Annotated in this window: 25 protein-coding genes; 16 read left to right on the plus strand and 9 right to left on the minus strand. The window is 71.1% G+C overall.

Annotated elements, in window-relative coordinates; genetic code table 11:
- Positions 1–106: NAD(P)-binding domain-containing protein (locus IF20_RS38270; protein WP_234426870.1), on the minus strand; the 106-nt coding region annotated here is incomplete at its 3' end.
- A 26-nt stretch (positions 107–132) separates the two neighbouring features.
- The gene (locus IF20_RS29700; protein ID WP_052868467.1) at positions 133–978 is read right to left on the minus strand and encodes a TIM barrel protein; all 846 of its coding nucleotides are present in this window, start codon (positions 976–978) and stop codon (positions 133–135) included.
- A 135-nt stretch (positions 979–1113) separates the two neighbouring features.
- Here IF20_RS29700 and IF20_RS29705 point away from each other — a divergent pair, with 135 nt between their 5' ends.
- The 9 genes from IF20_RS29705 to IF20_RS29745 all read left to right on the plus strand — a co-directional run bounded on the left by IF20_RS29705 (position 1114) and on the right by IF20_RS29745 (position 10096).
- Complete coding sequence (locus tag IF20_RS29705; protein WP_052868468.1) at positions 1114–1392, plus strand: hypothetical protein; 279 nt, start codon at positions 1114–1116, stop codon at positions 1390–1392.
- The gene (locus tag IF20_RS29710) at positions 1389–1769 is read left to right on the plus strand and encodes a helix-turn-helix domain-containing protein (RefSeq protein ID WP_052868469.1); all 381 of its coding nucleotides are present in this window, start codon (positions 1389–1391) and stop codon (positions 1767–1769) included. Before IF20_RS29705 ends, IF20_RS29710 begins: the two co-directional genes overlap by 4 nt.
- A 175-nt stretch (positions 1770–1944) precedes the next feature.
- On the plus strand, positions 1945–2457 hold the full coding sequence (gene uraD, locus IF20_RS29715) for a 2-oxo-4-hydroxy-4-carboxy-5-ureidoimidazoline decarboxylase (protein WP_052868470.1): 513 nt from the start codon (positions 1945–1947) through the stop codon (positions 2455–2457).
- Positions 2454–2870, plus strand: coding sequence for a hydroxyisourate hydrolase (gene uraH / locus IF20_RS29720; RefSeq protein ID WP_030613383.1), 417 nt, complete (start codon positions 2454–2456; stop codon positions 2868–2870). The genes uraD and uraH overlap by 4 nt, the downstream gene beginning before the upstream one ends.
- A gap of 7 nt (positions 2871–2877) precedes the next feature.
- Entirely contained in the window at positions 2878–3825 is a 948-nt protein-coding gene (gene pucL, locus IF20_RS29725; RefSeq protein WP_052868471.1) for a factor-independent urate hydroxylase, read from the plus strand.
- Between the two features lie 89 nt (positions 3826–3914).
- Positions 3915–5324, plus strand: a complete 1410-nt coding sequence (locus IF20_RS29730; RefSeq protein WP_052868472.1) for a nucleobase:cation symporter-2 family protein — start codon at positions 3915–3917, stop codon at positions 5322–5324.
- 39 nt (positions 5325–5363) lie between these two features.
- Complete coding sequence (locus IF20_RS29735; RefSeq protein ID WP_052868473.1) at positions 5364–6764, plus strand: 8-oxoguanine deaminase; 1401 nt, start codon at positions 5364–5366, stop codon at positions 6762–6764.
- A gap of 429 nt (positions 6765–7193) precedes the next feature.
- On the plus strand, positions 7194–8549 hold the full coding sequence (locus tag IF20_RS29740) for a nucleobase:cation symporter-2 family protein (protein WP_234426871.1): 1356 nt from the start codon (positions 7194–7196) through the stop codon (positions 8547–8549).
- A gap of 146 nt (positions 8550–8695) precedes the next feature.
- The gene (locus IF20_RS29745; RefSeq protein ID WP_052868475.1) at positions 8696–10096 is read left to right on the plus strand and encodes a nucleobase:cation symporter-2 family protein; all 1401 of its coding nucleotides are present in this window, start codon (positions 8696–8698) and stop codon (positions 10094–10096) included.
- A gap of 81 nt (positions 10097–10177) precedes the next feature.
- Here IF20_RS29745 and IF20_RS29750 read toward each other — a convergent pair whose 3' ends face one another.
- The 3 genes from IF20_RS29750 to IF20_RS29760 all read right to left on the minus strand — a co-directional run bounded on the left by IF20_RS29750 (position 10178) and on the right by IF20_RS29760 (position 13788).
- Positions 10178–11059 (minus strand): chitosanase, encoded by an 882-nt coding sequence (locus IF20_RS29750; protein WP_052868476.1) that lies wholly within the window; start codon positions 11057–11059, stop codon positions 10178–10180.
- Between the two features lie 187 nt (positions 11060–11246).
- On the minus strand, positions 11247–12875 hold the full coding sequence (gene aceB, locus IF20_RS29755; RefSeq protein WP_052868477.1) for a malate synthase A: 1629 nt from the start codon (positions 12873–12875) through the stop codon (positions 11247–11249).
- A gap of 226 nt (positions 12876–13101) precedes the next feature.
- Positions 13102–13788, minus strand: a complete 687-nt coding sequence (locus IF20_RS29760) for a nucleotidyltransferase family protein (RefSeq protein WP_110944661.1) — start codon at positions 13786–13788, stop codon at positions 13102–13104.
- Positions 13789–14184: 396 nt separating this feature from the next.
- Between IF20_RS29760 and IF20_RS29765 the strand changes: the two genes are divergently transcribed.
- Positions 14185–14505: a DUF5955 family protein gene (locus IF20_RS29765; RefSeq protein WP_052868478.1), complete on the plus strand. Its 321-nt coding sequence runs from the start codon at positions 14185–14187 to the stop codon at positions 14503–14505.
- A 318-nt stretch (positions 14506–14823) separates the two neighbouring features.
- Here IF20_RS29765 and IF20_RS29770 read toward each other — a convergent pair whose 3' ends face one another.
- On the minus strand, positions 14824–15624 hold the full coding sequence (locus IF20_RS29770) for an IclR family transcriptional regulator (RefSeq protein WP_052868479.1): 801 nt from the start codon (positions 15622–15624) through the stop codon (positions 14824–14826).
- 363 nt (positions 15625–15987) lie between these two features.
- On the opposite strand from IF20_RS29770, the gene IF20_RS29775 reads away from it, so the two are divergent.
- The 3 genes from IF20_RS29775 to allB all read left to right on the plus strand — a co-directional run bounded on the left by IF20_RS29775 (position 15988) and on the right by allB (position 19889).
- Positions 15988–16773, plus strand: coding sequence for an aspartate/glutamate racemase family protein (locus IF20_RS29775; protein ID WP_052868480.1), 786 nt, complete (start codon positions 15988–15990; stop codon positions 16771–16773).
- A 112-nt stretch (positions 16774–16885) separates the two neighbouring features.
- Positions 16886–18418: an NCS1 family nucleobase:cation symporter-1 gene (locus IF20_RS29780; protein WP_052868481.1), complete on the plus strand. Its 1533-nt coding sequence runs from the start codon at positions 16886–16888 to the stop codon at positions 18416–18418.
- A gap of 136 nt (positions 18419–18554) precedes the next feature.
- Positions 18555–19889 (plus strand): allantoinase AllB, encoded by a 1335-nt coding sequence (gene allB / locus IF20_RS29785; protein ID WP_052868549.1) that lies wholly within the window; start codon positions 18555–18557, stop codon positions 19887–19889.
- Positions 19890–19948: 59 nt separating this feature from the next.
- Here allB and IF20_RS29790 read toward each other — a convergent pair whose 3' ends face one another.
- Positions 19949–20440, minus strand: a complete 492-nt coding sequence (locus tag IF20_RS29790) for a MarR family winged helix-turn-helix transcriptional regulator (RefSeq protein ID WP_052868482.1) — start codon at positions 20438–20440, stop codon at positions 19949–19951.
- 105 nt (positions 20441–20545) lie between these two features.
- On the opposite strand from IF20_RS29790, the gene IF20_RS29795 reads away from it, so the two are divergent.
- On the plus strand, positions 20546–20920 hold the full coding sequence (locus IF20_RS29795; protein ID WP_052868483.1) for a cupin domain-containing protein: 375 nt from the start codon (positions 20546–20548) through the stop codon (positions 20918–20920).
- 24 nt (positions 20921–20944) lie between these two features.
- On the opposite strand, the gene IF20_RS29800 is transcribed toward IF20_RS29795, so the two are convergent.
- Positions 20945–21604: a thiaminase II/PqqC family protein gene (locus IF20_RS29800; RefSeq protein ID WP_052868484.1), complete on the minus strand. Its 660-nt coding sequence runs from the start codon at positions 21602–21604 to the stop codon at positions 20945–20947.
- Between the two features lie 513 nt (positions 21605–22117).
- On the opposite strand from IF20_RS29800, the gene IF20_RS29805 reads away from it, so the two are divergent.
- A complete protein-coding gene (locus tag IF20_RS29805) occupies positions 22118–24499 on the plus strand; it encodes a glycosyltransferase (protein WP_110944662.1) in 2382 nt (793 codons plus the stop codon).
- Positions 24496–25707, plus strand: a complete 1212-nt coding sequence (locus IF20_RS29810) for an acyltransferase family protein (protein ID WP_052868485.1) — start codon at positions 24496–24498, stop codon at positions 25705–25707. Before IF20_RS29805 ends, IF20_RS29810 begins: the two co-directional genes overlap by 4 nt.
- Positions 25708–25714: 7 nt before the next feature.
- Here IF20_RS29810 and IF20_RS39360 read toward each other — a convergent pair whose 3' ends face one another.
- Positions 25715–25885, minus strand: a complete 171-nt coding sequence (locus tag IF20_RS39360) for a DUF6126 family protein (RefSeq protein ID WP_199896788.1) — start codon at positions 25883–25885, stop codon at positions 25715–25717.
- Between the last annotated feature and the right edge of the window lie 7 nt (positions 25886–25892).

A 25892-nucleotide genomic window follows, 5' to 3' on the forward strand; every position in this document is an offset into this window, starting at 1 on the left:
CCAGGGTGTAGCCGGTGACGGAGTAGCCGGCCTTGATCAGGTTCTCCGCCATCGGGGAGCCCATGATGCCCAGACCGATCCACGCAACCTTGGGAAGAGTACTCACGGGAGGGTGCCTTTCGTCGGTCGGGATCAGTGCTGGTCGGCGGCGCGCAGCGGGGCGGGCAGCCACTCGAAGGCGCCGGCGCTCGGGCGGTCGCCGGGCTTGTACTCCAGACCGACCCAGCCGTCGTAACCCGCCTTCCGCAGGCGGTTGAGCAGGTCGGCGAAGTCCAGGTGGCCGGTGCCGGGCGCGCCGCGGCCGGGGTTGTCGGCGATCTGCACGTGCCCGGTCTTGTCGGTGTACTTCTCGATGACCTCGCCCAGGTCCTCGCCGTTCATGGCCAGGTGGTACAGGTCCATCAGGAACTTCGCGTTGCCCAGTCCGGTGGCCGTGTTGACCTTGTCGACGACCTCGATGGCCTTGGGCGCGGAGACGATCGGGCAGAGCGGCGACTCGGGCTGGTTGAGCGCCTCGATCAGCAGCGTCGCGCCGATGGAGTCGGCGGCGCGGGCGGCATAGGTGAGGTTGGCGAGGGCCACCTCGTCCTGCAGGGCCGGGTCGACGCCCTCGATACGGTTGCCGTAGAGCGCGTTGAGCGCCGTGCAGCCCATCGTGCGGGCGAACTCCACCGCGACCGGCACGTTGGCGCGGAACTTCTCGGACTCCTCGCCCGGCAGGGAGAGGGCGCCGCGGTCCGGGCCCGGCAGCCGGCCGGCGTAGAAGTTCAGCCCGACCAGCTGCGTGCCGGCCTCGTTCAGCGCGTCCCGCAGGGCGTCCAGCTCGGACTGCGCGGGCACCGGCGCGTCGACCCACGGCCACCACAGCTCGACCGCGGTGAAGCCGGCGGCGGCAGCCGCGGCGGGCCGCTCCAGCAGCGGGAGCTCGGTGAAGAGGATCGACAGATTGACGTCGTAGCGCGTGTCGGTGAAGCCCATGCGGGGTAGGAGCCTTCCGTATTACGAAACTTTCTTTCTGCTTATTGGAAGACTGCCCGCGGGGAGGGGAGCTGTCAAGGGGTCCCCGGCGGCCGATTGTGGTGGCCGGCCCGAGGTCGGCAGTAGGTTGACGGTGTGCGATTGAGAGTTGAGTTCACAACGGAACCGTTCGATCTGGACGAGGCTCCGGACCACGCCGTGGTGGCCCGTGAGGTGGTCACGGGGGCCGAGCTGGACGCCGTCGATGTCGGCCCCTTCGGCAACACCGCCGAAGGCGAGGCGGAGCGGGTGCTCACCGCGGTGGACGCGCTGCTGCGGCAGTCCCTGGCGGCCGGCGCCACCCGCGTCTCGCTCCAGGTCAACGTCGTCCCCGGCGGCGCGGCCGGCGACGGCAGCGGGGAGGCGGAGCGGTGACCGAGCCTGCCGACCACCCCTTCGTCCAGGCGGTGAAGCCGCTGGTGGACGCGATGGGTGGGGAGATGGTCGCGCCCGAGCTGGCGCAGGGGGACGACGTCGTGCTGACCTGGGAGGGCGCCGACCGTGTGGCCGTCCGGCTGCCGCACCTCTCCGACTCCCTCGACCACCTGCTGGCCGACCTGGAGCGCCGGCACGGCTGCCCCCTCTCGGAGCTGGACCGCAAGACCAAACAGTCGGTCGTGCGCATCCTGGAGACCCGTGGGGCCTTCTCCGTACGGCACGGCGTGGAGACCGTCGCGAGCGCGCTCGGGGTCTCCAGGTTCACCGTTTACAACTACCTGAACAGGGAGAATGCGGCCAAGGCCGAGAGCTGACGGGCTCCCGCCGCTTACCTCGCTGCAAACCGTCACAAGCCGCCGCTCCGGGTTTCCGGAGCGGCGGCTTTTGTGTTGCCGAGTTTTCAACAAAGTGTTGACGTGGTGTTGCCGGGGGACTTAGCTATGGCCAGCCCGTTCAACGCACAGCACGACGCAGCCACGGAGGCTTCCCGTGTCTTCGAGTCCGACTCCGGGGCTTTCCCGGTTCAACGCCGCCGACGTCAGCGAGGCCAAGGCCGCGCTGCACGAGGTGTGTGCCAGCGAGGCGTGGGGGAGCAAGATCCTCGCGCAGCGCCCGTACGCCGACGCCGACGCCCTCTTCGCCGCCAGCGACGCCGCCATGGCCGAGCTGACGGCGGACGATCTGGCGGAGGCGATGGCGGGGCACCCGCCGATCGGCCGCCCCAAGCCGGGGGATCCCACCTCCTCCCGCGAACAGCGCGGGATGGCGGGGGCTTCCGAAGAGCTGAAGGCCGAAATGCTCGAACTGAACCTGGCCTACCAGGAGCGCTTCGGGCACGTCTTCCTCATCTGCGCCACCGGCCTGACGGCCGAGCAGATGCGGGACGCCGTCCGTAACCGGATCGACAACGCGCCGGAACACGAACGAGAGATCGTGCGTGGGGAGCTCGTCAAGATCAACCGCATCCGCCTGACCCGCCTCGCAGAAGGAGACGCAGCATGAGCAGCGACACGGCTGCCGACCGGACGTCGGTGTCCACGCACATCCTGGACACCAGCGTCGGCCGCCCCGCCGAGGGCGTGGCCCTCACGCTCTCGGTGCGCTCCGGCTTCGAGGGGGCGTGGACCGCACACGGCGCGTCCAAGACGGACGCGGACGGGCGCTGCAAGGACCTGCCGGCCCTGCCGGAAGGCACCACCCACGTACGCCTCGACTTCGAGACCGAGGCGTACTTCTCTGCCCACCAGCAGAGTTCGAACAAGCAAGCCGAGGAACAGCAGGACGCCCCCGCGCTACGGGACAGCGGAGCCTTCTTCCCGGAGGTGGCAATCACCTTTGCCGTCAAGCCGGGCGAGCACTACCACGTACCGCTGCTGCTCAACCCGTTCGGCTACTCCGTATACCGAGGGAGCTAGCACCGACATGCCCACGATTCTCGGCCAGAACCAGTACGGCAAGGCGGAAAACCGGGTCGTCAAGATCACCCGGGACGGCGACACCCACCACATCAAGGACGTCAACGTCTCGGTCGCCCTCTCCGGCGACCTGGAGGAGGTCCACCTCTCCGGCTCCAACGCCAACTGCCTGCCGACGGACACGACGAAGAACACCTGCTTCGCGTTCGCCAAGGAATACGGCATCGAGTCCATCGAGCAGTACGGCATCCACCTCGCCCGGCACTTCGTCGACAGCCAGCCGTCCATCCACCGGGCGCGCATCCGCCTGGAGGAGTACGCCTGGGAGCGCATCGCCGGCTCCGACGCCAACTCCAAGTTCATCGGCGCCGACGAGGTCAAGCACTCCTTCGTCCGCAAGGGCCAGGAGATCCGCCTCGCGCAGATCACCTACTCCGCCGAAGGTGACGGGGGGCCGAAGTTCGAGGTCCTCTCGGGCCTGAAGGACCTGACCGTGATGAACTCCACGAACTCCGAGTTCTGGGGCTACATCAAGGACAAGTACACGACGCTGCAGGAGGACTACGACCGTATCCTCGCGACGTCGCTGTCCACCTGGTGGCGCCACAACTGGACGTCGGACGACGAGCGGATGCCCAACTGGGAGCGGTCCTACGAGCAGGCCAAGAAGCACATCCTGCAGGCCTTCGTGGAGACCTACTCGCTCTCGCTGCAGCAGACGCTGTACCAAATGGGTTCGCGGGTCATCAACAACCGCAGCGAGATAGACGAGATCCGCTTCTCGGCCCCGAACAAGCACCACTTCCGCCAGGACCTCTCGCCCTTCGGTCTCGACAACGAGGCCAAGGACGGGGCCGTCTACTACGCGGCGGACCGCCCGTACGGGCTCATCGAAGCCACCATCCTGCGCGACGGCGTCGACGCCCGCATCCCGGTGGACATGACCAACCTCTGACGGCTCTCCCACGCCGCGAAGTGCCTCGTATCCCCCTCCCGTGATCCCGCACGGCGGGAGGGGGCCGCGAATCCTGAGGGGAACGACCCATGGCACAGCAAGCGCACGTAGAGAAACACCCCGTACCACCCGTTCCCGTCCACCCCGTGGACGAGAAGTTGGGTCCCAAGCGGCTCGTCCCCGCCGCCCTGCAGCACATCGCCGCCATGTACGCCGGTGTGGTCACCCCTCCACTCATCATCGGCCAGGCCGCCCACCTGGACTCCGCCGGGCAGACCCGGCTGATCGCCGCGAGCCTCCTCATCGCCGGGCTCGCCACGCTCCTGCAGACCCTCGGCATCCGGAAGTTCGCCGGAAACCGGCTGCCCTTCGTGAACGCCGCCTCCTCGGCCGGCATCACCCCCATGCTCGCCATCGCCGAGACCACCGCCAAAGGGCACCAACTGCCCGCGATCTACGGCGCGGTCATGGTCGCCGGCGTCTTCTGCCTCGCCGTCGGCCCGTTCTTCGGCAAGCTGCTGAGGTTCTTCCCGCCGCTGGTCACCGGTGTCGTGATCACCCTCATCGGGGTGACGCTGATGCCCGTACCGGTCGGCTGGGCCCAGGGCGGCGACAAGCAGGCCGCCGACTACGGCGACATGAAGCACCTGGCCCTCGCCGGCTTCACGCTCGTCGTCATCCTGCTGATCCAGCGCTTCACCCAAGGCTTCCTCAAGCAGATCGCGCTCCTCCTCGGCCTGGTCATCGGCACGCTCGCCGCGATCCCGTTCGGCATGGCGGACTTCTCCTCGCTGCGCGAGGCGCCCGTCGCCGCGCTGCCCACGCCCTTCGCCTTCGGCCCGCCGGAGTTCCAGCCCGCCGCGATCCTCTCGCTGTGCATCGTCATGCTCGTCCTGATGACCGAGTCCTCGGCCGGGATGCTGGCCCTCGGCGAGATCTGCGACCGCGAGTGCACCAGCCGGACCATCACCCGCGGCCTGCGCACGGACGGCATCGCCACGCTCATCGGACCGATCTTCGGCGGCTTTCCCACCAGCGCCTTCGCGCAGAACGTGGGCGTCGTGTCGCTGACGAAGGTACGCAGCCGCTACGTCGTCGCCGTCGCGGGCGGCGCCCTCATCGTGCTCGGTGCCTTCCCCGTCCTCGGCGCGGTCGTCAACCTCGTGCCCATGCCCGTCCTCGGCGGTGCCGGCATCGTCCTCTTCGGCTCCATAGCGGTCAGCGGCATCCGCACGCTCTCCGAGGCCGGCCTGGACGACAGCTCCAACATCATCCTCGTGGCCGTGTCGCTCGGCGCCGGCATCATCCCGCTCGCGGCGCCGACCTTCTACGCGGACTTCCCCGCCTGGGCGCAGACCGTGCTCGGCTCCGGGATCAGCGCCGGCGCGCTCGTCGCGGTCCTGCTCAACCTGTTCTTCCATCATCTCGGCACCCGGAGCACCACACGGGCGGCAGTACTGTCAGCTGCCTCGCCCGGTTCCGGCACTCACATCCCCTAGGGCCATGCCGTGCCCACCGCCCAGATCGAAGGAACCGCCATGGCAGCATCGGCATCCCCTGACAGCGGGATCGCGCGCCTCGTCATCGAGAACTGCGCGATCGCGACCGTCGACGCCGACGACACGGAGTACGCCTCCGGCCACGTCGTCGTCGCCGGCAACCGGATCGAGTCGGTGGGCGCGGGGCCCGCACCCGAGGGCCTGGACGGTGTCGCCCGCCGGATCGACGGCACCGGGCACCTGCTCACCCCCGGCCTGGTCAACACCCATCACCACTTCTACCAGTGGCTCACCCGCGGCCTCGCGACCGACCACAACCTCTTCAACTGGCTGGTCGCGCTGTACCCCACCTGGGCCCGCATCGACGAGCCGATGGCGGCCGCGGCGGCGCGGGGCTCGCTGGCGATGATGGCCCGCGGCGGTGTCACCACCGCCATGGACCACCACTACGTCTACCCGCGCGGTGCCGGCGACCTGTCGGGGGCCATCATCCGGGCCGCGTCCGACCTGGGCGTACGCTTCACGCTCGCGCGCGGCTCGATGGACCGCGGGGAGTCCGACGGCGGGCTGCCGCCGGACTTCGCGGTGGAGACCCTGAAGGGTGCGCTCGCCGCCACCGAGGAGACCATCGACAAGTACCACGACGCCTCCTTCGACGCGATGACGCAGGTCGCCGTCGCGCCCTGCTCGCCGTTCTCCGTCTCCACCGACCTGCTGCGACAGGGCGCCGAACTGGCCCGCCACAAGGGCGTACGCCTCCACACCCACGGCAGCGAGACCGTGGAGGAGGAGAAGTTCTGCCACGAGCTGTTCGGCATGGGCCCGACCGAGTACTTCGAGTCCACCGGCTGGCTCGGCGAGGACGTGTGGATGGCGCACTGCGTCCACATGAACGACTCCGACATCGACGCCTTCGCCCGCACCGGCACCGGCGTCGCGCACTGCCCGTCCTCCAACGCCCGGCTCGCGGCCGGCATCGCCCGGGTACCGGACATGCTCGCGGCGGGCGTCCCGGTCGGCCTCGGCGTGGACGGCACCGCCTCCAACGAGTCCGGCGAGCTGCACACCGAACTCCGCAACGCGCTGCTCATCAACCGCCTCGGCCCGCACCGCGAGGCCGCCCTGACCGCCCGTCAGGCGCTCCGCCTGGGCACGTACGGCGGCGCGCGGGTGCTCGGCCGGGCCGACCGGATCGGCTCGGTCGAGGCGGGCAAGCTCGCCGACCTGGTGCTGTGGAAGCTGGACGGTCTGGGCCACTCCACCATCGCCGATCCGGTCACCGCGCTGGTCTTAGGCGCGGCGGCCCCGGTGACCCTCTCGCTCGTCAACGGCAGGCCGGTGGTGGCGGACAACCGCCTCACCACCGTCGACGAGGACGAGATCGCCCACACCGCACGCGCCGAGGCGCAGCGGCTCGCCCGCATCGCCGCCGAGGGCTGACCTCGGCGCCACGAAGAACCCGTACGGCACGGCCCGTACGGCACACCTGAAGACTCGGCCGGGGGGGACGGCCCCCGGCTGAGCTTGTGGATCCGAGCGGGATCCACAAGCGCCGTACCCGGGGACGCGGGCACACCCGCGTCCCCGGGCCGGTTCCTTCCGCGTACCGCGTACCACGCATCTCCGCTCCGTACGTTCCGTGGCACCCCGCACAGCCCCCCACGCGCGCCAAGAGCGCCCACTCGCAGCCGCACCTGCACCGCATCCGCACTCGCACGGCAACACCAGGCAGAACCTCCGTGACAGGCTCGTGCCACCGGCCTCCGGTGGCACAGAAATCGAAGGAGGCCCGCAGTGGCCGCAACTCCCGGGCAGCACGTGGAGAGGGACCGGAAACACCCGGTCGACGAGACCCTTCCGCCCTTCAAAATGTTCACCAGTGGCCTGCAGCACGTGGCCGCGATGTACGCGGGCGTGGTGGCCCCGCCGATGATCGTCGGGCCGGCCTGCGGGCTGAGCGCCACCGAGACCGCGTTCCTCATGGGCGCCAGCCTCTTCACCGCCGGCATCGCGACCCTCCTGCAGACGCTCGGCTTCTGGAAGGTCGGCGCCAAGCTCCCGTTCGTCAACGGCGTCTCGTTCGCCGGCGTCACCCCGATGGTCGCCATCGGCAAGGCGCAGAGCCCCGAGAACGCGCTGCCGATCATCTTCGGCGCGGTGATCGTCGCGGGCGTGCTGGGGTTCCTCCTCGCCCCGTACTTCTCCAAACTGGTCCGCTTCTTCCCGCCGGTCGTCACCGGCACCGTGATCACCCTGATCGGCGTCTCGCTGCTCCCGGTGGCCTTCAACTGGTCCCAGGGCGGCAACGCGGCGGCACCCGACTACGGTTCGCTGACCAACATCGGCATGGCGGCTCTGACGTTCGTCATCGTGCTGGTGCTGCGGCGCACGCTGCGCGGCTTCCTGCAGCAGATATCCATCCTGCTCGGCCTGATCGCCGGCACCCTGATCGCGATACCCGTCGGCATCACCGACTTCGGTGTGATCACCAAGGCGGACGTCATCGGCTTCCCGACGCCGTTCCACTTCGGTGCCCCGCAGTTCGACATCGCCGCGATCATCTCGATGTGCATCGTGATGCTGGTCTGCATGACCGAGTCGACCGCCGACATGCTGGCGCTCGGGAAGATCGTCGGGCGGCCCGCCGACGAGCGGACCATCGAGGGCGGCCTGCGCGCCGACACCCTCGGCACGGCCATCAGCCCGCTCTTCAACGGCTTCGCCAACAGCGCGTTCGCGCAGAACATCGGCCTGGTCGCGATGACCAAGGTACGCAGCCGCTTCGTCGTCGCCACCGGCGGCCTGATCCTGATCGTCCTCGGCCTCTGCCCGATCGCCGCCTCCGTCATCTCCCTCGTCCCGCTGCCGGTCCTCGGCGGCGCGGGCATCGTCCTCTTCGGCTCGGTCGCGGCGAGCGGCATCCAGACGCTCTCCACCGCGGCGCTGGAGAAGGGCGAGAACGCGCTGATCGTCGCGGCGGCCGTCGGCATCGGCCTGATACCGATCGCGGCGCCCGACTTCTACCACAACTTCCCGAAGGACCTGTTGGTCGTCCTGGACTCCGGCATCTCCACCGGCTGCCTCGTCGCCATCGTCCTCAACCTCCTCTTCAACCACCTTCGCGCAGGTCGTGAAGGTGAACAGGAGACGTCGGCAGGGCTTCTGGAGGATGGCATCCCGTCGCAGCGACCGGCAGAAGGGTCTTCCGCTGCCGGGGTGCACTGACGTAACGTCGTGCCGCCCAGCGCAGACGGAAGTTACTTTCCAGTCTTGAGGCCGGTCCGCCCCGGGCTCCCCGTACGCATGCCGTACGCAGGTGGAGCCCGGAGGCGGCCGGCCGCATCCCGTACGAGACGGAAGAAGCGCCACCCATGAGTTCTGCCCGCGTCCCGTCCGACGCCCCCGCACCTCCCGCGGACGCCACCGCCGCCGTTCACCCCGTCGACGAGGTGCTGCCGGCCGGCCGCATGCTCGTCGCGAGCCTCCAGCACGTCGCCTCGATGTATGCCGGCGCCGTCTCCGTACCGCTCGTCGTCGCGGTCGCGGCCAAGATGTCCGCCGCCGACACCGCCGTCCTGATGGGCGGCAGCCTCCTGATGGCCGGCATCGCCACGCTCCTGCAGACGCTCGGCATCGGCAACTTCATCGGCTCCCGCCTGCCGTTCGTCAACGGCGTCTCCTTCGCGGGCGTCGGCGTGATGCTGACGATCCTCACCACCCAGGGGGGCGTGCAGGCGGGCATGCCCGTCGTCTTCGGCGCGATCATCGTCTCCAGCCTCTTCGGCTTCCTGGTCAGCTCCTACTTCTCCCGCCTCGTCCGCTTCTTCCCGCCGGTCGTCACCGGATCGGTCATCCTCCTCATCGGCGTCTCCCTGATCCCGGTCGCCTACGAGTGGATCGTGGACGGCGCCCCGTCCGGCACCCCGGACCCGAAGAACATCGCCCTGGCGGCGGCGACGATCGTGGTGATGCTGCTCCTCCAGCGCTTCACGCGCGGGTTCCTCAAGCAGATCAGCATGCTGTTCGCGATGCTCTTCGGCACGCTGCTGGCCATCCCGATGGGGCTCGCCGACTTCTCGAAGCTGGACGGCGCCGCCGCCTTCGGCATCCCGGCCCCGCTGCACTTCGGGGCCCCGCAGTTCTCGCTCCCCGCGATCGTCTCCATGTGCGTGGTGATGCTGGTGATCCTCACCGAGTCCACCGCCGACATGATCGCCCTGGGCAAGATCGTGGACAAGGAGGTCGACGAGCGGACCATCGCCCGCGGCCTGCGCGCCGACAGCCTCGGCTCCGCGCTGAGCCCGCTCTTCAACGCCTTCCACGCGAGCGCCTTCGCGCAGAACATCGGCCTGGTCGTCATCTCCAACGTCCGCAGCCGCTTCGTCGTCGCGCTCAGCGGCGGCCTGCTCGTCCTGATCGGCCTGAGCCCGGCCGCGGCAGCCCTGATCTCCGTCGTCCCGATGCCGGTACTGGCCGCCGTCAGCCTCTTCCTCTTCGGCTCCATCGCCGTCAGCGGCATCCAGACCCTGCTCCAGGCCGACCTGCACCGCGGTGACAACGCGCTGATCGTCGTCGTCACCCTCGGCGCCGGCCTCGCGCCCGCCCTCTCCAAGGGCTTCTACGACGCGTTCCCCTCCTGGGCGCAGATCGTCCTCGGCTCCGGCATCTCCACCGGCTGCCTGCTGGCCGTCACCCTGAACCTGGTCTTCAACCACCTGGGGAAGCGCGCCCGCGCCGCGGAAGAGCCGGCGGCAGCTGTGTCCGCACACTGACCGCCGCACGGACGCCGGCGGGCGGGGGCGCGTGGGGGTGCCCGGCCCGCCGGCGTACGCGCACGTCCGCGGCCTGACCGGTCAGCCGATGTGGTACGGGTCCCCGTACACCTTCCAGTCCAGCGGCGGGTCCAGGTTCAGGTTCCCCTTGTTCAGGAACACGCGCTGGGCGGTGTCCACCCGGCTCGTGTCGCTGTGCGCCTCCTCCTGCTTCATCGCCCAGACGCGCGCGTCCAGGAAGGCGCTCAGGTACTTCTTCTCGTCGCCGCCCTGGGCCGGCGGCTTCGCCTTGGCCAGCGCCTTCTTCCGTATGCTCCCGAAGCTGGTCGCGTCGCCCCCGTCCCCGTGCATCACGATCGCGTCGTAGTACGCGAACTGGCCGAGCGTCCCGAGCCCGTCCGCCTTCCCCTGCTTCACCGCCGGATTGAAGTACACCCGGTCCCGCTCGTCGTTCTGCGCCTGCTGGAAGGCCGTGTCCTTGGCCGCCTTCTTCCAGGCGTCGGTGAAGCCCGAGCCCAGCCCCGCGTGCGAGTCGCTGCCGTCCACCTTCCGCAGCGCGGGCAGGTACTTGGCGAGCACGTTCCCCGGCTTCCGCTTCGTGTAGAGCTCCACCAGCTCCAGCATGTCGTGCGTACCGGAGCAGAATCCGATGATGCCGCCGGTGTACCCGCGGCCGTCCCCGATGTCCTCGATGTAGCCGTACTGCGCCTTCCAGTCCAGCGAGGAGTTCTCCGCGCTGGACACCAACTGCATAGCGATCTCCTTCTTCGCCGGGTCGTCGAGCCCGGCCGCGGCCCGGGACGCGACGGCCCCGTGCCGGGCGGCGGAGTGAGTGGTGCCGTGGGCGTCACCGGGCAGCCCCGTGGCCGCCACCGCCGTGGCGGGCACGGCCAGCAACGCCAGCCCCAGCGCCACACGGGCGGCGGGCCTGCCGAACGCCGCGGTCTTCGATCGGGTGCGCATGGTGGATCGCCTCCAGTCAGGAGAGTTCCGTGGGGGGTTCCCCAATCGTTAGGAAGCTTTCCTACCAGACCCGGGAGTTGACGTATACCCGTCAGAATTAGGGGAGTTGGGTGACGCGGCTCGGCGCACGCGCACGCGGACGCCCCCGCCGCGGCGTGCGGCGGGGGCGTCGGGCGTGCGGGCGGCGTCAGACCAGCTGGTCGTAGGCCGGGAGGGTGAGGAAGGCGGCGTAGTCGGTGTCGAGGGAGACCTGGAGGAGGAGGTCGTGGGCCTGCTGCCACTTGCCGGCGGCGAAGGCCTCCTCGCCGATCTCCTTGCGGATCGCGGCGAGTTCCTCGGCGGCGACCTCGCGGGCGAGCTCGGCGGTGGCCTTCTTGCCGTTCTCGAACTCCACGCCCGCGTTGATCCACTGCCAGATCTGGGAGCGGGAGATCTCGGCGGTGGCCGCGTCCTCCATGAGGTTGAAGATGGCGACGGCGCCGAGGCCGCGCAGCCACGCCTCGATGTAACGGATGCCGACCTGGACGGCGTTGACGAGCCCGTCGTACGTGGGCTTCGCGTCGAGCGAGTCGATGGCGATCAGGTCGGCGGCCTTGACGTCGACGTCCTCGCGCAGCCGGTCCTTCTGGTTCGGCTTCTCGCCGAGGACCTTGTCGAAGGACTCCATGGCGATCGGGACCAGGTCGGGGTGGGCCACCCACGAGCCGTCGAAGCCGTCGCCGGCCTCGCGGTCCTTGTCGGCGCGGACCTTCTCGAACGCGACCTTGTTGACCTCCGCGTCCCGGCGGGACGGGATGAAGGCCGCCATGCCGCCGATCGCGTGGGCGCCGCGCTTGTGGCAGGTGCGCACGAGGAGTTCGGTGTACGCGCGCATGAACGGGGCCGTCATCGTGACCGCGTTGCGGTCCGGGAGGACGAACTTGGCGCCGCCGTCACGGAAGTTCTTGACGATGGAGAAGAGGTAGTCCCAGCGGCCCGCGTTCAGGCCCGAGGCGTGGTCGCGCAACTCGTAGAGGATCTCCTCCATCTCGTACGCCGCGGTGATCGTCTCGATGAGGACGGTGGCGCGGATGGTGCCCTGCGGGACGCCGACGTAGTCCTGCGCGAAGACGAAGATCTCGTTCCAGAGGCGGGCCTCCAGGTGCGACTCGGTCTTGGGCAGGTAGAAGTACGGGCCCTTGCCGAGGTCGAGCAGGCGCTTGGCGTTGTGGAAGAAGTACAGGCCGAAGTCGACCAGGGCGCCGGGGACGGGCTTGCCGTCGAGCTGGAGGTGGCGCTCGTCGAGGTGCCAGCCGCGGGGGCGCATCACGACGGTCGCGAGCTCCTCGGCGGGCTTCAGCGCGTACGACTTGCCGCTGCGCTCGTCGGTGAAGTCGATCCGGCGCTCGTAGGCGTCGGTCAGGTTGAGCTGGCCGGAGACGACGTTCTCCCAGGTGGGGGCCGAGGCGTCCTCGAAGTCGGCGAGCCAGACCTTGGCGCCCGAGTTGAGCGCGTTGATGGTCATCTTGCGGTCGGTGGGACCGGTGATCTCCACGCGGCGGTCGTTGAGGGCCGCGGGGGCCTCGGCGACCTTCCAGGAGTCGTCCGCGCGGATGTGCGCGGTCTCGGGCAGGAAGTCCAGCGTGCTGGTCCGGGCGATCTCCGCGCGGCGCTCGTCGCGGCGCTTCAGAAGCTCGTCGCGGCGGGGGGTGAACCGGCGGTGCAGCTCAGCCACGAAGGCCAGGGCGGCCTCGGTGAGGACCTCGTCCTGGCGCGCGGGCGCCTTGGCGGGGTCGACGTCGACGATGGCCAGCGGGGACGGCGCTGGTGCGGACATGGGCTGTCACTCCAATTCGGCGGCGGTGCCTGGCGGCCGCCGGGGCGCCCTGGCGGCACTGGGTGCCGAGGGCTCCGAGATACGGTCGCGGGCGCCGTCTGGGGTTCAGGGCGCTTCTGACCAGTGGAGAGTAGTTTCCTTATAGCGGAAGTTCAATGGTTTGTTGACGTCGAGATTCTTTTGATCGACAGATGGCGTGATCGAATGGCGCTGAGTGCCATCGCGGTCACGCTCCATCACCACCGCGCCCGGCGCACCCCGCCGCGAGTCGCGGCAGGTCCGCGGGCGTGTCGATGTCGTACGGCTCGGCCACGTCCCCGCATTCGACGAGGGTGAGCGCGTCCGCGTGTGCCGCGAGGTAGTCCCGCGCGCCGCGGTCGCCCGACGCGCTCTCCGCGATCGCCCTCCAGCGCTCCGCGCCGAACAGCACGGGGTGCCCGCGCCGCCCCTCGTACGCGGCGGCGGCCAGCTCGGCGCCCGCCTCGTACGCCGCCACCAGCCGGGCCACCGCGGCGGGCCCGATGCCCGGCTGGTCGACCAGCGAGACGAGCACGGCGCCCGCATCCGTGCCGGTCAGCGCGGCCAGGCCCGCCCGGAGGGACGTGCCCATGCCCGCCGCCCAGTCGGGGTTCTCGGTGACGGCGTACGCGGACAGCTCGGCCCGCGCGCGGACCGCGTCGGCCGCCGCGCCCAGCACGATGTGCACGGGCCCGCAGCCGCCGTCCCGCAGCACCCGCGCGGCGTTCTCCACCAGCGGCCGGCCGCGGAAGTCCAGCAGCGCCTTGGGCCGCCCGCCCAGCCGCCGGCCGCCACCGGCCGCGAGCAGCAGCCCGGCGACGGGCGGCCGGCCGGCTCCCGCGGGCGGTGCGGGCGGGGGAGTGGTGGGGTGCGGGTCCGCGCCGGAAGTCGTCATGGAGCCTGCTTACCGCATCCCGGTGCATCGCAGCACGCGGCGTCGCGCGCACCCGCCAAGCGCGCCCCGCGCACCACGGGCGCGCCCCCGAACGTCACGTCACCCGTGCGACAACGGCGATTCTGCGACAGATTTGTCCATGGAGGCGACGCGAACAGCGCCGGTCACGGTCGTGACGCCGCCGGCTGCGGGGGCGCAGGACCCGGGCCGCGCGCCGGACGTGCCGGTCGGGCGTCCTGTGGCGGCCGGGGAAAGGACCAACCGAATTTCGCTCTCCGTATGGCGCGAATAGCGCACCGTGGCGTTAACTGATCCGCGTCTTCGCAAGGGAGCGGGGTCGCGTGAGGGGGCGATGTGGTGCGGTGCGAACCAACGGCCGTGGAAGGTGCTGTCGTTGTGGAGCAGTGGCAGAGGCAGAGGTCGAAGCAGGGGGCCGGGGTCGAGGACGACCCGCGCGTCGAAGCGCTGCGCGTGTCCGTCGCCCGGCTCCGCCGTGAACTGGCCGCGTACCCGGCGGAGCTGCCCGACCGGGGCGTCGCCGAGGAGGAGCTCGCCGCGCTGGACGCCATGGTGAGCGGCGGCACGCCCGAAGTGCCGCGGTTGCGCCGCTGCCTGCTGCTGATCGCGGGCGCCGTCGGTTCGGTCAGCGCGCTGTCGCCGACGCTCACCGAGGTGCGCAAGGTCATCGACCTCTTCGGCGACCTCCCGCGGGGCTGAGCGGGGCGAACCGCCCGGGCGCCGGCCGTGCGGACCGCCCTCGCCGAAGCCCTCGGTGTCTCCCTCGCCGAAGCGCTCGGCGACGCCCTCGTCGCACGGAAGCCCTCAGCGCGCCGGACGCACCTGGCACGGACCAGCATGGATCAGTACGGACCAGCATGGATCAGCACCGCGGCACGGACCAGCACGGACCGACGAAGCGGGGCGCGGGGCTCATCGCCCCGCGCCCCGCTTCGTACGTGTCCGGGATTCCTCGATGGATCGGTTCCCCGATGGCTCGATTCCCCGACTCCCCGAGTCCGGGAATCCGCTGCGCCGCTACGCCGGATTCTGGTTCGCCAGTGCCACCGACAGCTCGCGGGCGACTTCCTGGAGGACCGGCACGATCTTGTCCGTGGCGGCCTCGGTGACCCGGCCGGTCGGGCCGGAGATCGAGATGGCCGCTGCGGTGGGCGAGTCGGGGACCGGCACGGCGATGCAGCGGACGCCGATCTCCTGCTCGTTGTCGTCCACGGCGAAGCCCTGCCCGCGCACCTCTTCGAGGGCGCTCAGGAACGCGTCCGGCTCGGTGATCGTCTTCTCGGTCGCGGCCGGCATGCCCGTCCGCCCGAGCAGCGCGCGGACCTCTTCGGGCGCGTGGTTGGCCAGCAGCGCCTTGCCCACGCCGGTGGTGTGCGGCAGCACCCGCCGGCCGACCTCGGTGAACATGCGTACCGCGTGCCGGGACGGCACCTGGGCGACGTACACGATCTCGTCACCGTCGAGCAGCGCCATGTTCGCCGTCTCGCCGGTCTCCTCGACCAGGCGGGCCAGGTACGGCCGGGCCCAGGTGCCGAGCAGCCGTGCGGCGCTCTCGCCGAGGCGGATCAGGCGGGGGCCCAGCGCGTACCGGCGGTTGGGCTGCTGCCGGACGTAGCCGCAGGCCACCAGCGTGCGCATCAGGCGGTGGATGGTGGGCAGGGGCAGTCCGCTGCTGGCCGACAGCTCGCTGAGGCCGACCTCGCCGCCGGCATCTGCCATCCGTTCCAGCAGGTCGAAGGCGCGCTCAAGGGACTGGACGCCCCCGCTCGCGGCTGCGGGCTTGGCTGCGTCGGAGGGGCTGGCGCTGGACGGCGGCACGTCTCGTTCCTTTCGGATCAGGTGGTGTCGGGCCCGGCGCGAGCAGAGGGGGGTTCCGCGTCCGACCGGGAGCAGCCTACCGTTCCCCTGCTGTCGACACACTGTCTATCGCACAGTCGTTCCCGCCGGTCAGCACGCGTTTGGGGAGTGACCGGGCGGGCGACCTGGGTTACTTGCCAGGATCCCTTGACGGTCCTGATGGGCGAAGCTACGTTCTGCAACTCGAAAGCTACTGCCCATTCTGTGGAATCCTCCAATTCACCGAAGCGCCGGGCCGTCCGCTGCCGCCGCCCCGAACCGGTTGGCCGTACCGGCCCCCCGTGCCGCTTCTCCGCGTTGGAGCCTCCGGCTTCCTGGAGTGTCATGCGCATTCTCGTCATGAACCCGAACACCACGGCCTCCATGACCGCGTCCATCCGCGCCACCGCCACCGCCGTCGCGTCACCCGACACCGAGATCATCGCCACCGAGCCGCTCTGGGGCCCGGAGTCGATCGAGGGCCACTTCGAGGGCTACCTCAGCGCAGCGGCGGTCCTGGACCGCCTCACCACCCTGGACTTCCCCTTCGACGCCCTGGTCATGGCCGGGTTCGGGGAGCCGGGCCGGGAAGGCGCCCAGGAGCTGCTGGACGTGCCCGTCCTGGACATCACCGAGAGCGCCGCCCAGATGGCGATGATGCTCGGCCACTCCTACGGCGTCGTGACCACCCTGGACCGCGCCGTCCCGCAGATCCGCGACCGGCTGCTGACCGCCGGCCTGCTGCAGCGCTGCGCCGGCGTCCGCGGCACCGGGCTCGGCGTCCTGGAGCTGGAGGAGGACGCGGAACGGACCACCCGGATCGTCGTCGAGAGCGCCCGCGAGGTCGTGCGCGACGGCGCCGAGGTGATCTGCCTGGGTTGCGGCGGTATGGCCGGGCTCCAGGAGCGGGTCTCCGCCGAGCTGGGCGTGCCGGTGGTCGACGGCGTCGCGGCGGCCGTGAAGTTCGCCGAGGCGGTGGCCGGACTCGGGCTCGCCACCAGCGCCGTGCGGAGCTTCGCGCCGCCGCGCCCCAAGCGCATCGGCTCCTGGCCGCTCAGTACGCAGCTGTCCCTTTCGACCGCCTCGTCCCCGCGTAACGTCGATTTTTCTTCCCAGACATCAGGCATCTGACATCTGAGGTCTATCTCTAGACATCAGGCATCTGACGTCTGAACATCTGGAACCACGCCCCGCACGGCACCCGACAGCAGTGAGTTCCGTTCCCATCCGCCGGGAGGATCACGTGGCAACACCTGCACCACCACCCCTGAAGCCGGACCCGCGCCTCTTCAACGAGGACCTGGCCCCGGCGCCGGAACGCAAATGGGGCACGTACAGCGTCTTCGCGCTGTGGATGTCCGACACCCACGCGATCAGCAACTACGCCTTCGCCGCCAGCCTCTTCGTCCTGGGCCTGCCGGCCTGGGAGGTGTTCCTCGCCCTGCTGGCCGGCATCACGCTCGTGTACTGGCTGATGAACCGGATGGGGCACGCGGGCCACCGCACCGGTGTCACGTACCCCGTGCTCGCCCGCGCCAGCTGGGGCGTGTACGGCGCGAACATCCCCGCGCTGCTGCGTGCCGTGATGGCGGTCGCCTGGTACGGCATCCAGACCTGGCTGGCCTCGACCGCGGTGGTGCTGCTCGCCATCCAGATCGCGCCGGGTCTGGACGCCTACCACCACAACTCGTTCCTGGGCCTGTCCACCCTGGGCTGGGTCTCCTTCATGTTCATGTGGGGGCTGCAGGCGCTGCTGCTGACCCGCGGCATGGAGTTCATCCGCAAGGTCCAGGACTTCGCGACCGGCCCCGTCGTCTGGCTCGTCGTCCTCGCGCTCGCCGTCTACCTGGTGGTGAAGGCGGGCGGCGACATCTCGCTCACCCGCAGCCTGACCGGCCTGAGCGGTGCCGAGCAGGCGCACCAGAGCCTGATCGCGGTCAGCCTCACGGTCGCCACCTTCCTCACGCTCGTCCTCAATTACGCCGACTTCGCGCGGTTCACGCCCGACCACCGCTCCTACCGGCGCGGCAACCTCATCGGCCTGCCGGTGAACTTCACCGCCTTCGCGGTCGTCGCGGTCCTCGTCACGGCGGGCACGATCTCGGTGTTCGGCGAGGCGATCTACGATCCGGTGAAGGTGATCCAGAAGATCGACAACCCCGTGGTGACGGTGGTCGGCGCGCTCTCCTTCATCGTGGCCACGATCGGCATCAACGTCGTCGCCAACTTCGTCTCGCCCGCGTACGACTTCGCCAACCTCGCGCCGAAGTACCTGAACTTCAAGCGCGGCGGGCTGATCACGGCGGTCCTCGCGGTCGTCGTGCTGCCGTGGAAGCTGTACTCCTCGGCGCTGGTGATCCAGTACTTCCTGGGCGGCCTCGGCGCGTTCCTCGGGCCGCTGGTGGCGATCCTGCTGGTGGACTACTACTTCATCCGCCGCGGGCGGATCGACGTGGACGCGCTGTTCGCGGCCGACGCGGCGGGCGCATACCACTACCGCAAGGGCTACAACCCCAAGGCCGTCCTGGCCTTCGTGCCGTCCGCCTCGGTCGCCGCGGTGATCGCCCTGGTGCCCGCCTTCCACGCCGTCGCCCCGTTCTCCTGGATCTTCGGCATGGGGGTGGCCGGCGGGCTGTACCACGCGGTGTCCCGGCGCGGCCGGGTGGCCGGCGGCGCGATCCCGGACGAGATCATCCCCTCGCAGGTCAGGGAGGTGCCCGCGGACCCCGCGCCGGCGGTGGACGAGGTGCGGGTGACGGCCGCCGAGGGCTCCTGAGGGGCTCCTGAGGGGTCTTGACGGGCCGCCGCTCGGCGGGAAAACTCTTCAACAGAACGTTGAATTCCGCACTGCGGAAAATTCATGACTGCGGTGCCGATCCGCAGTGGGCAACACCTACCGGAAAGGGGACCGGGTGTCCGACGCACAGCTGGTGCTGCGCTCCACGCGAGTCATCACACCTGAGGGGACGCGGGCCGCGTCCGTCACCGTCAAGGACGGCCGTATCGCTGCCGTGCTGCCGCACGACGCCGAGCCCTCCGCCGGGGCGCGGGTCGAGGACTTCGGTGACGACGTCCTCCTCCCCGGGCTCGTCGACACCCACGTCCACGTCAACGACCCGGGGCGTACGGAGTGGGAAGGCTTCTGGACCGCCACCCGCGCGGCCGCGGCCGGCGGCATCACCACCCTCGTGGACATGCCGCTCAACAGTCTCCCGCCGACCACCACGACCGAGAACCTCGACACCAAGCGCGAGGTCGCCCGGTCCAAGGCGCACATCGACGTCGGATTCTGGGGCGGCGCCATTCCGGGCAACGTCAAGGACCTGCGGCCGCTGTACGACGCCGGCGTCTTCGGCTTCAAGTGCTTCCTCTCGCCCTCCGGCGTGGACGAGTTCCCGCAGCTGGACCAGGAGCAGTTGGCCGCCGCGATGGGGGAGATCGCCGGCTTCGACGGGCTGCTCATCGTGCACGCGGAGGACCCGGGCCACCTGAGGAGCGCGCCGCCCGTCAGCGGCCCCAAGTACGCCGACTTCCTCGCCTCCCGCCCCCGCGTCTCCGAAAACGAGGCGATCGCCGGCCTGATCGCGCTCGCCAAGCGCCTGGACGCGCGCGTCCACGTCCTGCACCTCTCCTCCTCCGACGCGCTGCCGCTGATCGCGGCCGCCAAGGCGGAGGGCGTCAAGGTCACGGTCGAGACCTGCCCGCACTTCCTCACCCTGACCGCCGAGGAGATCCCGGACGGCGCCACGGAGTTCAAGTGCTGCCCGCCGATCCGTGAGTCCGCGAACCAGGACGCGCTGTGGCAGGGCCTGGCCGACGGCACGATCGACTGCATCGTCTCCGACCACTCGCCGTCCACCACCGACCTGAAGACCCCGGACTTCGGCAACGCCTGGGGCGGCATCTCCTCCCTCCAGCTCGGCCTGCCCGCGATCTGGACCGCGGCGCGCGCCCGCGGCCACTCCCTGGAGGACGTGGTCCGCTGGATGTCGGCGGCGCCTGCCGCGCTGGTCGGCCTGGACCGCAAGGGCGCCATCGCGCCGGGCCGCGACGCCGACTTCGCGGTGCTGGACCCGGAGGCGACCTTCACGGTCGACCCGGAGCACCTCCAGCACCGCAACAAGATCACCGCCTACGCCGGCAAGACCCTGCACGGCGTGGTCCGCTCCACCTGGCTCCGCGGCCACCGGATCAACGACGCCGGCGACCTGACCGAGCCGACGGGCGAGCTCCTCGTACGCGACTGAGCGGCACGGCTCGTACGAGCACCGGCGGGCGGTCCTCAGGGGCCGCCCGCCGCGCCGTGTCACCACACGGGGCGCAGCGGCGGAGGTGTGTCGCCCGCCATGGCCCGGACGAGCTGGGTCAGTTCGGTACGCAGGGTGGCCAGGTCGCCGGTGCCGGTGCGGCGCGCCAGCTCCGCCTCCAGGTCGTGGAGGGTGCGGCCGGCCACGGCCAGGTGCGCGTGCGCGGCGTCGGTGAGGACGACCAGCTTGCGCCGCCCGCCCTCCGGGTGCGGCTCCCGGCGTACGTAGCCGCGCTGTTCCAGGTCGTCGACGAGCTGGCCGGCGGCCTGCTTGGTCACCCCGAGCCGCTGGGCGAGCTCCGTCCCGGTGGCGCCCTCGCTCCGCAGGATCTGGAAGACCATGCCGTGCACGGGCCGTAGGTCCGCCTGGCCGGCCTCGGCCAGCCGCTCGGTGAACTCGGCGAGCAGCAACTGGAAGGCCATGCCGAGCAGGAAGGTCAGTTCGGCTTCGGGAAGCCGGTCGTCGGTGTGCACGTCCTTATCGTGACACATGCGAGTCAAGCTGCTTTACTCAGTGCGAGTAAAGCAGCTTGACTCGCTGTGTGGTCGCCGTTGACTCGTCGTGCGGTCGCTGCGGGAACGTCCGAGGGAGAAGCCATGCAGGTCGTCACGCCGTCACCGGACCACGTCACCACCACCCCCAACGCCGTCATGACCGGCCTCGCCGCGCCCAGCCGGGGCAGCACCGAACTGAGCACGTGGCAGGTCCGGATGGCGCCCGGCAGCAGCGGACCGGAGCACATCGTCGACCGCGAGCAGGTGTGGACCGTGACGGCCGGCGCGCTGGAAGTCACCGCCGGGGGCCGGACCGAGACGCTGGGCGCGGGGGACACCCTGATCCTCCCGGCGGGCGTCCTCCGCCAAGTGCGCACCGCGGCGGAAGCGGTGGAGGCGCTGGTCGCCATGCGCAGCGACGGGCAGGTGTCCGTGCCGGGTGGCGCGGAGGCACGGCCGCTGCCCTGGGCGCAGTGACCGGCGCGCCGGACCGGGGCGCGCTCACCTCTCCTCCAGCGACCCCCAGAACATCAGCTCGTAAGCCTGCAGCAGGCGGCCGTACCGGAGGGCCATGGGCTCGTTGAGGGTCTCGGAGTCCAGGGCGTGCTGGAGGGCGGCCCGGGTGCGGTCGGCCAGTTCGGGGGCGGGGGTGGCGAAGAAGTCGAAGAACGCGCAGGCCTCGTCGGTGAAGCCGTAGCGGTGGCGCATGGCCTGGCCGACGGCGCGGCAGTAGCCGCCCCAGGCGGCGAAGTTGGCGGCGAAGGCCAGTACGGCGTCGGCCGGTTCGGCGCCGAGGGCGAGCCAGGCCGCGTACGCCGGGTACGCCTGGCAGCCGGGGCGCGGCTCGTACCCGGTGATGTCCCGCTCCGTCAGGCCGCAGGCGGCGGCGAGCGTGCCGACGTGCTCCAGCGCGACGCGCTCGCCGTCGGCCAGGAACGTGAAGAACGCGGCGACCGGCGGCTCGGCGGCGGCCCGCCCGGCGAGATGCCGGAAGCTGCGCCGGTCCGAGGCGATGACGTGGTGCTGTTCCAGGGCGAGCGTGGTGAAGACCTCGCGCGGGGCCTCACCCGCGGCGATCGCCGGGACGAGGGGGTTGGCGCGGGGGTCGGGGGACAGTGCCCGTACGGCGGAGTCCAGGACGTCGGACGCGGAACGGGCCATGGGCGGCCTCCTCGGGCGGCGGGCGGGGCGGCGCCCCGCGTGGCCCCTCCAGTGTGGCGCCGACGCCCGCCGGAGGGGCGGCGACACGGACCGGTTGCCTGTGCGGGTGGCGGCCGCCGGCCAGGAGGACGCCCAACTCCCCGCGCTGTGAAGGCTCGACCGACGGGGCCTTAATCGTCGCGTCACGCGGCCGTAGGAGTGGTGTCACAGTGACGGGTGAGCCTGGTGGAGTCGACGTCGTCCCCACGGCGCCGTCGGCACGCACGAACGCATCACCCGGACAAAACGGTCCTCCCCCCACGATCCGAACAGGATGGGACCACACAGATGGTGAACACGCTGGAACGCCCTTCCCGCGCCGGTGCCCACCGCGCCGGCCCGCATGCGTCGCGCCGAAGAAGCCGAAGAACCGGCCACGCCGGCTGAGCAACCACCCTGCCCCGGTCCGGGCCGCCCGTGCTGCGGCCCGGCCCGGTTCTTCGCGCGCCCTCATGCAAGGAAGGAACCGCCACGGTGCTCATATCGCACCAGGAGAACCCCACCGACCTGCCCGCCGGACCGCCGGCCGGGCAGCTCGTCCACCCTTCGACCGAGGATGCGGCCGGCGCCCGCCGCATCCTCGCCGTCGGCCGGCCCGGACCCCGGCTCGACCGGCTCACCCACACCCTGCGGGCCACCGGCCATGAAGTGCGGCAGGCGGCGCCCGGCCGGGTGTCCACCCAGGTCCGGCAGGCCACGCCGGACGCCGTGGTCGCCCTGAACGACGAGCACGGCGGCCTGGAGGTGATCCGCGAGGTCCGTGCGGCGCCCGCCGGCCGCGCGCTGCCGCTCGTCATGGTCACCTCGGAACCCGCCCCGGCCGAGGCCGCCGACCTGCTGCGGAACGGGGCCGACGACTGCGTGCCCGAAGCCTCCGACCCGGTCGAACTCGCCGCCCGTATCGAGGCGAAGCTGCACCGCGTCCCCGTACCGGTCGAACAGTTACTGCTGGACCCGCGTACCGGGCTGTACTCCCGCCGGCACTTCCTGGACGAACTGGAGCGGGAGTTCCGGCGTCCGGGGGCCGGGCGGCGCACCGGCCCCGCCGGCGTCCTGGCCATGGTCGCCGTCGCCGAAACAGGCGCGCTGGAGCGCCGGTTGGGCCACCGTGTCCGCCGGGAGGCCGCCGAGCGCCTGGCCGGCGTCGCCGAGCGGCTGGGCAGCGCCTGCGACCGGCTCGGCCGGGACGAGGACGGGCACCTGCTGATGCTGCTGCCCGGCGTCGACGAGGAGACCGCCCGGCGCGCCCTGGAGAAGTTGGCGCACGCCGTCGCCGCCACCCGTTTCGTCATCGCCGACGAGAACGTCCGGCTCACCCCGGCCATCGGCCTCGTCCCGCTGGCCGACTGCACCGGGCCCGAGGAGGCCGTCGAGAAGGCGCTCGCGGCGGTCGCCGAGTCCACCAGCCACCGGGACCTGCGGCCGGTGGCGTACGCGCCCTGGATGCGCGCCACGCACCGCCGCCGCCACCCCTTCGGCGCGGCCCTGCGCGCCCGGCTGACCTCGCTCTCCTCGCTGATCGTCCTGCCGCTGGGCGTGGGCCTGCCGTTCCTGGTCTACCGGCAGGCCTACGGCTGGGGCTGGGACGTGGGCTCGGTGATGTACTGGGTGGTGGTGGCCGGACTGCTGATCTCCGCCGCGCTGATCGTCGTGGAGTGCCTGTTCGCGCTGGACGCGCCGCGCCGCCCGGCGGAGCCCGCGCAGCCGTACCCGCCCGCCAGCGCCGTCATCGCCGCGTACCTCCCCAACGAGGCGGCGACCATCGTCGACACCGTGGAGTCCTTCCTCCGCCTGGACTACCCGAACGACTTCGAGGTGGTGCTCGCGTACAACACGCCGCACCCGCTGCCGATCGAGGACACCCTGCGCGAGATGGCGGCGCGCGACCCCCGGTTGGTGCTGCTGCCGGTCGCGGGCTCCACCTCCAAGGCGCAGAACGTCAACGCGGCCGTGACCCGGGTGCGCGGCGAGATCGTCGGCATCTTCGACGCCGACCACCACCCGGCCCGGGACGCCTTCCAGCACGCCTGGCACTGGCTCTCGCACGGCTACGACGTCGTCCAGGGCCACTGCGTGGTCCGCAACGGCGACAGCTCCTGGGTGGCGAAGCTGGTCGCCGTGGAGTTCGAGGCGATCTACGCGGTGAGCCACCCCGGCCGCACCCGGCTGTACGGCTTCGGTGTGTTCGGCGGCTCCAACGGCTTCTGGCGCACCGACCTGCTCGCCCGCACCCGCATGCACGGCTCGATGCTCACCGAGGACATCGACTCCACGATGCGCGCGCTGGGCGAGGGCGCCCGCTTCACCGTCGACCGCACCCTGATCTCCCGCGAGCTCGCGCCGACCCTGCTCAAGCCGCTGTGGAACCAGCGCTCGCGCTGGGCGCAGGGCTGGCTCCAGGTCTCCCTCAAGCACCTGTGGCGCGGCCTGCGTTCGCCGCGGTTCACGCCCCGTCAGAAGGCGGGCCTGCTGGTCCTGCTGGGCTGGCGCGAGGTGCAGCCCTGGCTGACGCTCCAGATGTGGCCCATCCTGCTGTACTCAATGTGGAAGGCCGGCGGCCCGGCCGGCCTGGACTGGACCGTGCCGGTGTGCCTGCTGGCGATGGTGCTCACGCTCTCGGCGGGCCTGGTGCAGGCGGCGTTCGCGCGGCGGCTCGCCGTACCCGAACTGCGCCGCCGCCGCGGCTGGTTCTGGAGCTACGCGGTCCTCTCGACGTTCTTCTACACGCACTTCAAGAACACCCTCGCGCGTCAGGCCTGCATGAAGGAGGCGCTGGGGGACCGGCGCTGGCGGGTCACCCCGCGCGCGGCGGCGACGGCCGCCGCACCGGCCGCGGTGGCGGGTGAGCGCCCGTGACGGCCACCGGAACCGGGCCGCGCAGCGAGGAGTCGACGGCCGCCCGCGGCAAGGCGAAGGAGCTCCAGGGCTTCCGCGGCATCGCCGCGCTGAGCACGGTCGTCTTCCACGTCTGGCAGCAGTACCACGTGTACGACGCGGCCGGCTCCCACTCGCCGGTGGACAGCCCGTATCTCGACTCGCTGCTCTCGCTCGAAGTGATCGACTTCTTCTTCGTGGTCTCCGCGTACCTGCTCACGCTCTCGTACGCGCGGGCCGCCATCGACGGCGGTTCGACCCGGCCCGGACGGCTGTTCCTCTTCCGGCGTGCGGTGCGCATCGTGCCGCTGTACTTCCTGGCGGTGCTCGTCGTCTGGTCGACCCGGAACCCACAACTGGCCGGCAACTGGCGGGACCTGCTGGAGCACCTCACCTTCACCCACGTCTTCGACCGCGCGCAGATCTTCTACACGCTCGGCCCGGCCTGGTCGCTCTCCCTGGAGGTCGCCTTCTACCTCGCGCTCGTCGCGCTGGGGCCGCTCGCCGTACGGGCCTGCCGCCCGCTGCGCCGCCGCGGCGCGCGCGTCGCGGTGTGCGCGGGCGGCTGCCTGCTGCTGTTCGTGCTGCCGGTGGTGTGGGTGGCCGTGGCGCGGTACGGGTACGGCGTGCCGCACACCGACTGGACGGTGTACTTCGGCCCGCAGGCCCGCTTCGGCGGCTTCGCGGCCGGCATGGGCCTGGCCGTGCTGACGGTGGCGCTCGGCGGGCGGGGCCGGCTGCGGCCCGTACCGGCGACGGCGCCGGCCGTCCTGGCGCCGGCCGGGGTCTACTGGCTGTCCTGGGACTCCCGGCCGGAGAACGCCACGTTCACCTTCTACCACCCGCTCGCCTCGCTGCTGTGGGTGGTGCTGCTCTTCGCCGTCCTGCACGTGACCGGCACGGTGCGCTGGCACGCACTGCTGCGGGCGCGCTGGCTCACCCACCTCGGCCTGGTCAGCTACAGCCTCTTCATCTGGCACGAGCCGGTCATGCTGCAGCTGTTCCGGTGGGGCCTGCTGCCCGGCCGGCCGGACGGCTTCTGGTGGGCGGTGGCGATCGTGCTGCTGGTGGCCGTGCCCTTCGCGACGGCCAGCTACTGGGTCGTCGAGTACCCGTCGAGCCTGCTGTACCGGCTCAGGGACGGCAGCGGCCGGCGGCGGGACTTCTACGCGGGGGTGGTGACCCGATAGCCGTCCCTCAGGTGGCGGACTTGAGCATGACCACGATGAAGCTCAGGAACGCCAGGAGGACGTGCGTGCCGACGACGTAGAGCGCGACCCGTACGGACAGGCCGCGCGGGGCCCGGTCCTCGACATCGTTCTTACGGGCTCCGGCGGTCGCCGGCGCGGGACGGGGCTGCTCGGTCACGGTGGTG

The sequence above is a fragment of the Streptomyces niger genome, assembly GCF_000718305.1.
GTDB lineage: Bacteria > Actinomycetota > Actinomycetes > Streptomycetales > Streptomycetaceae > Streptomyces > Streptomyces niger.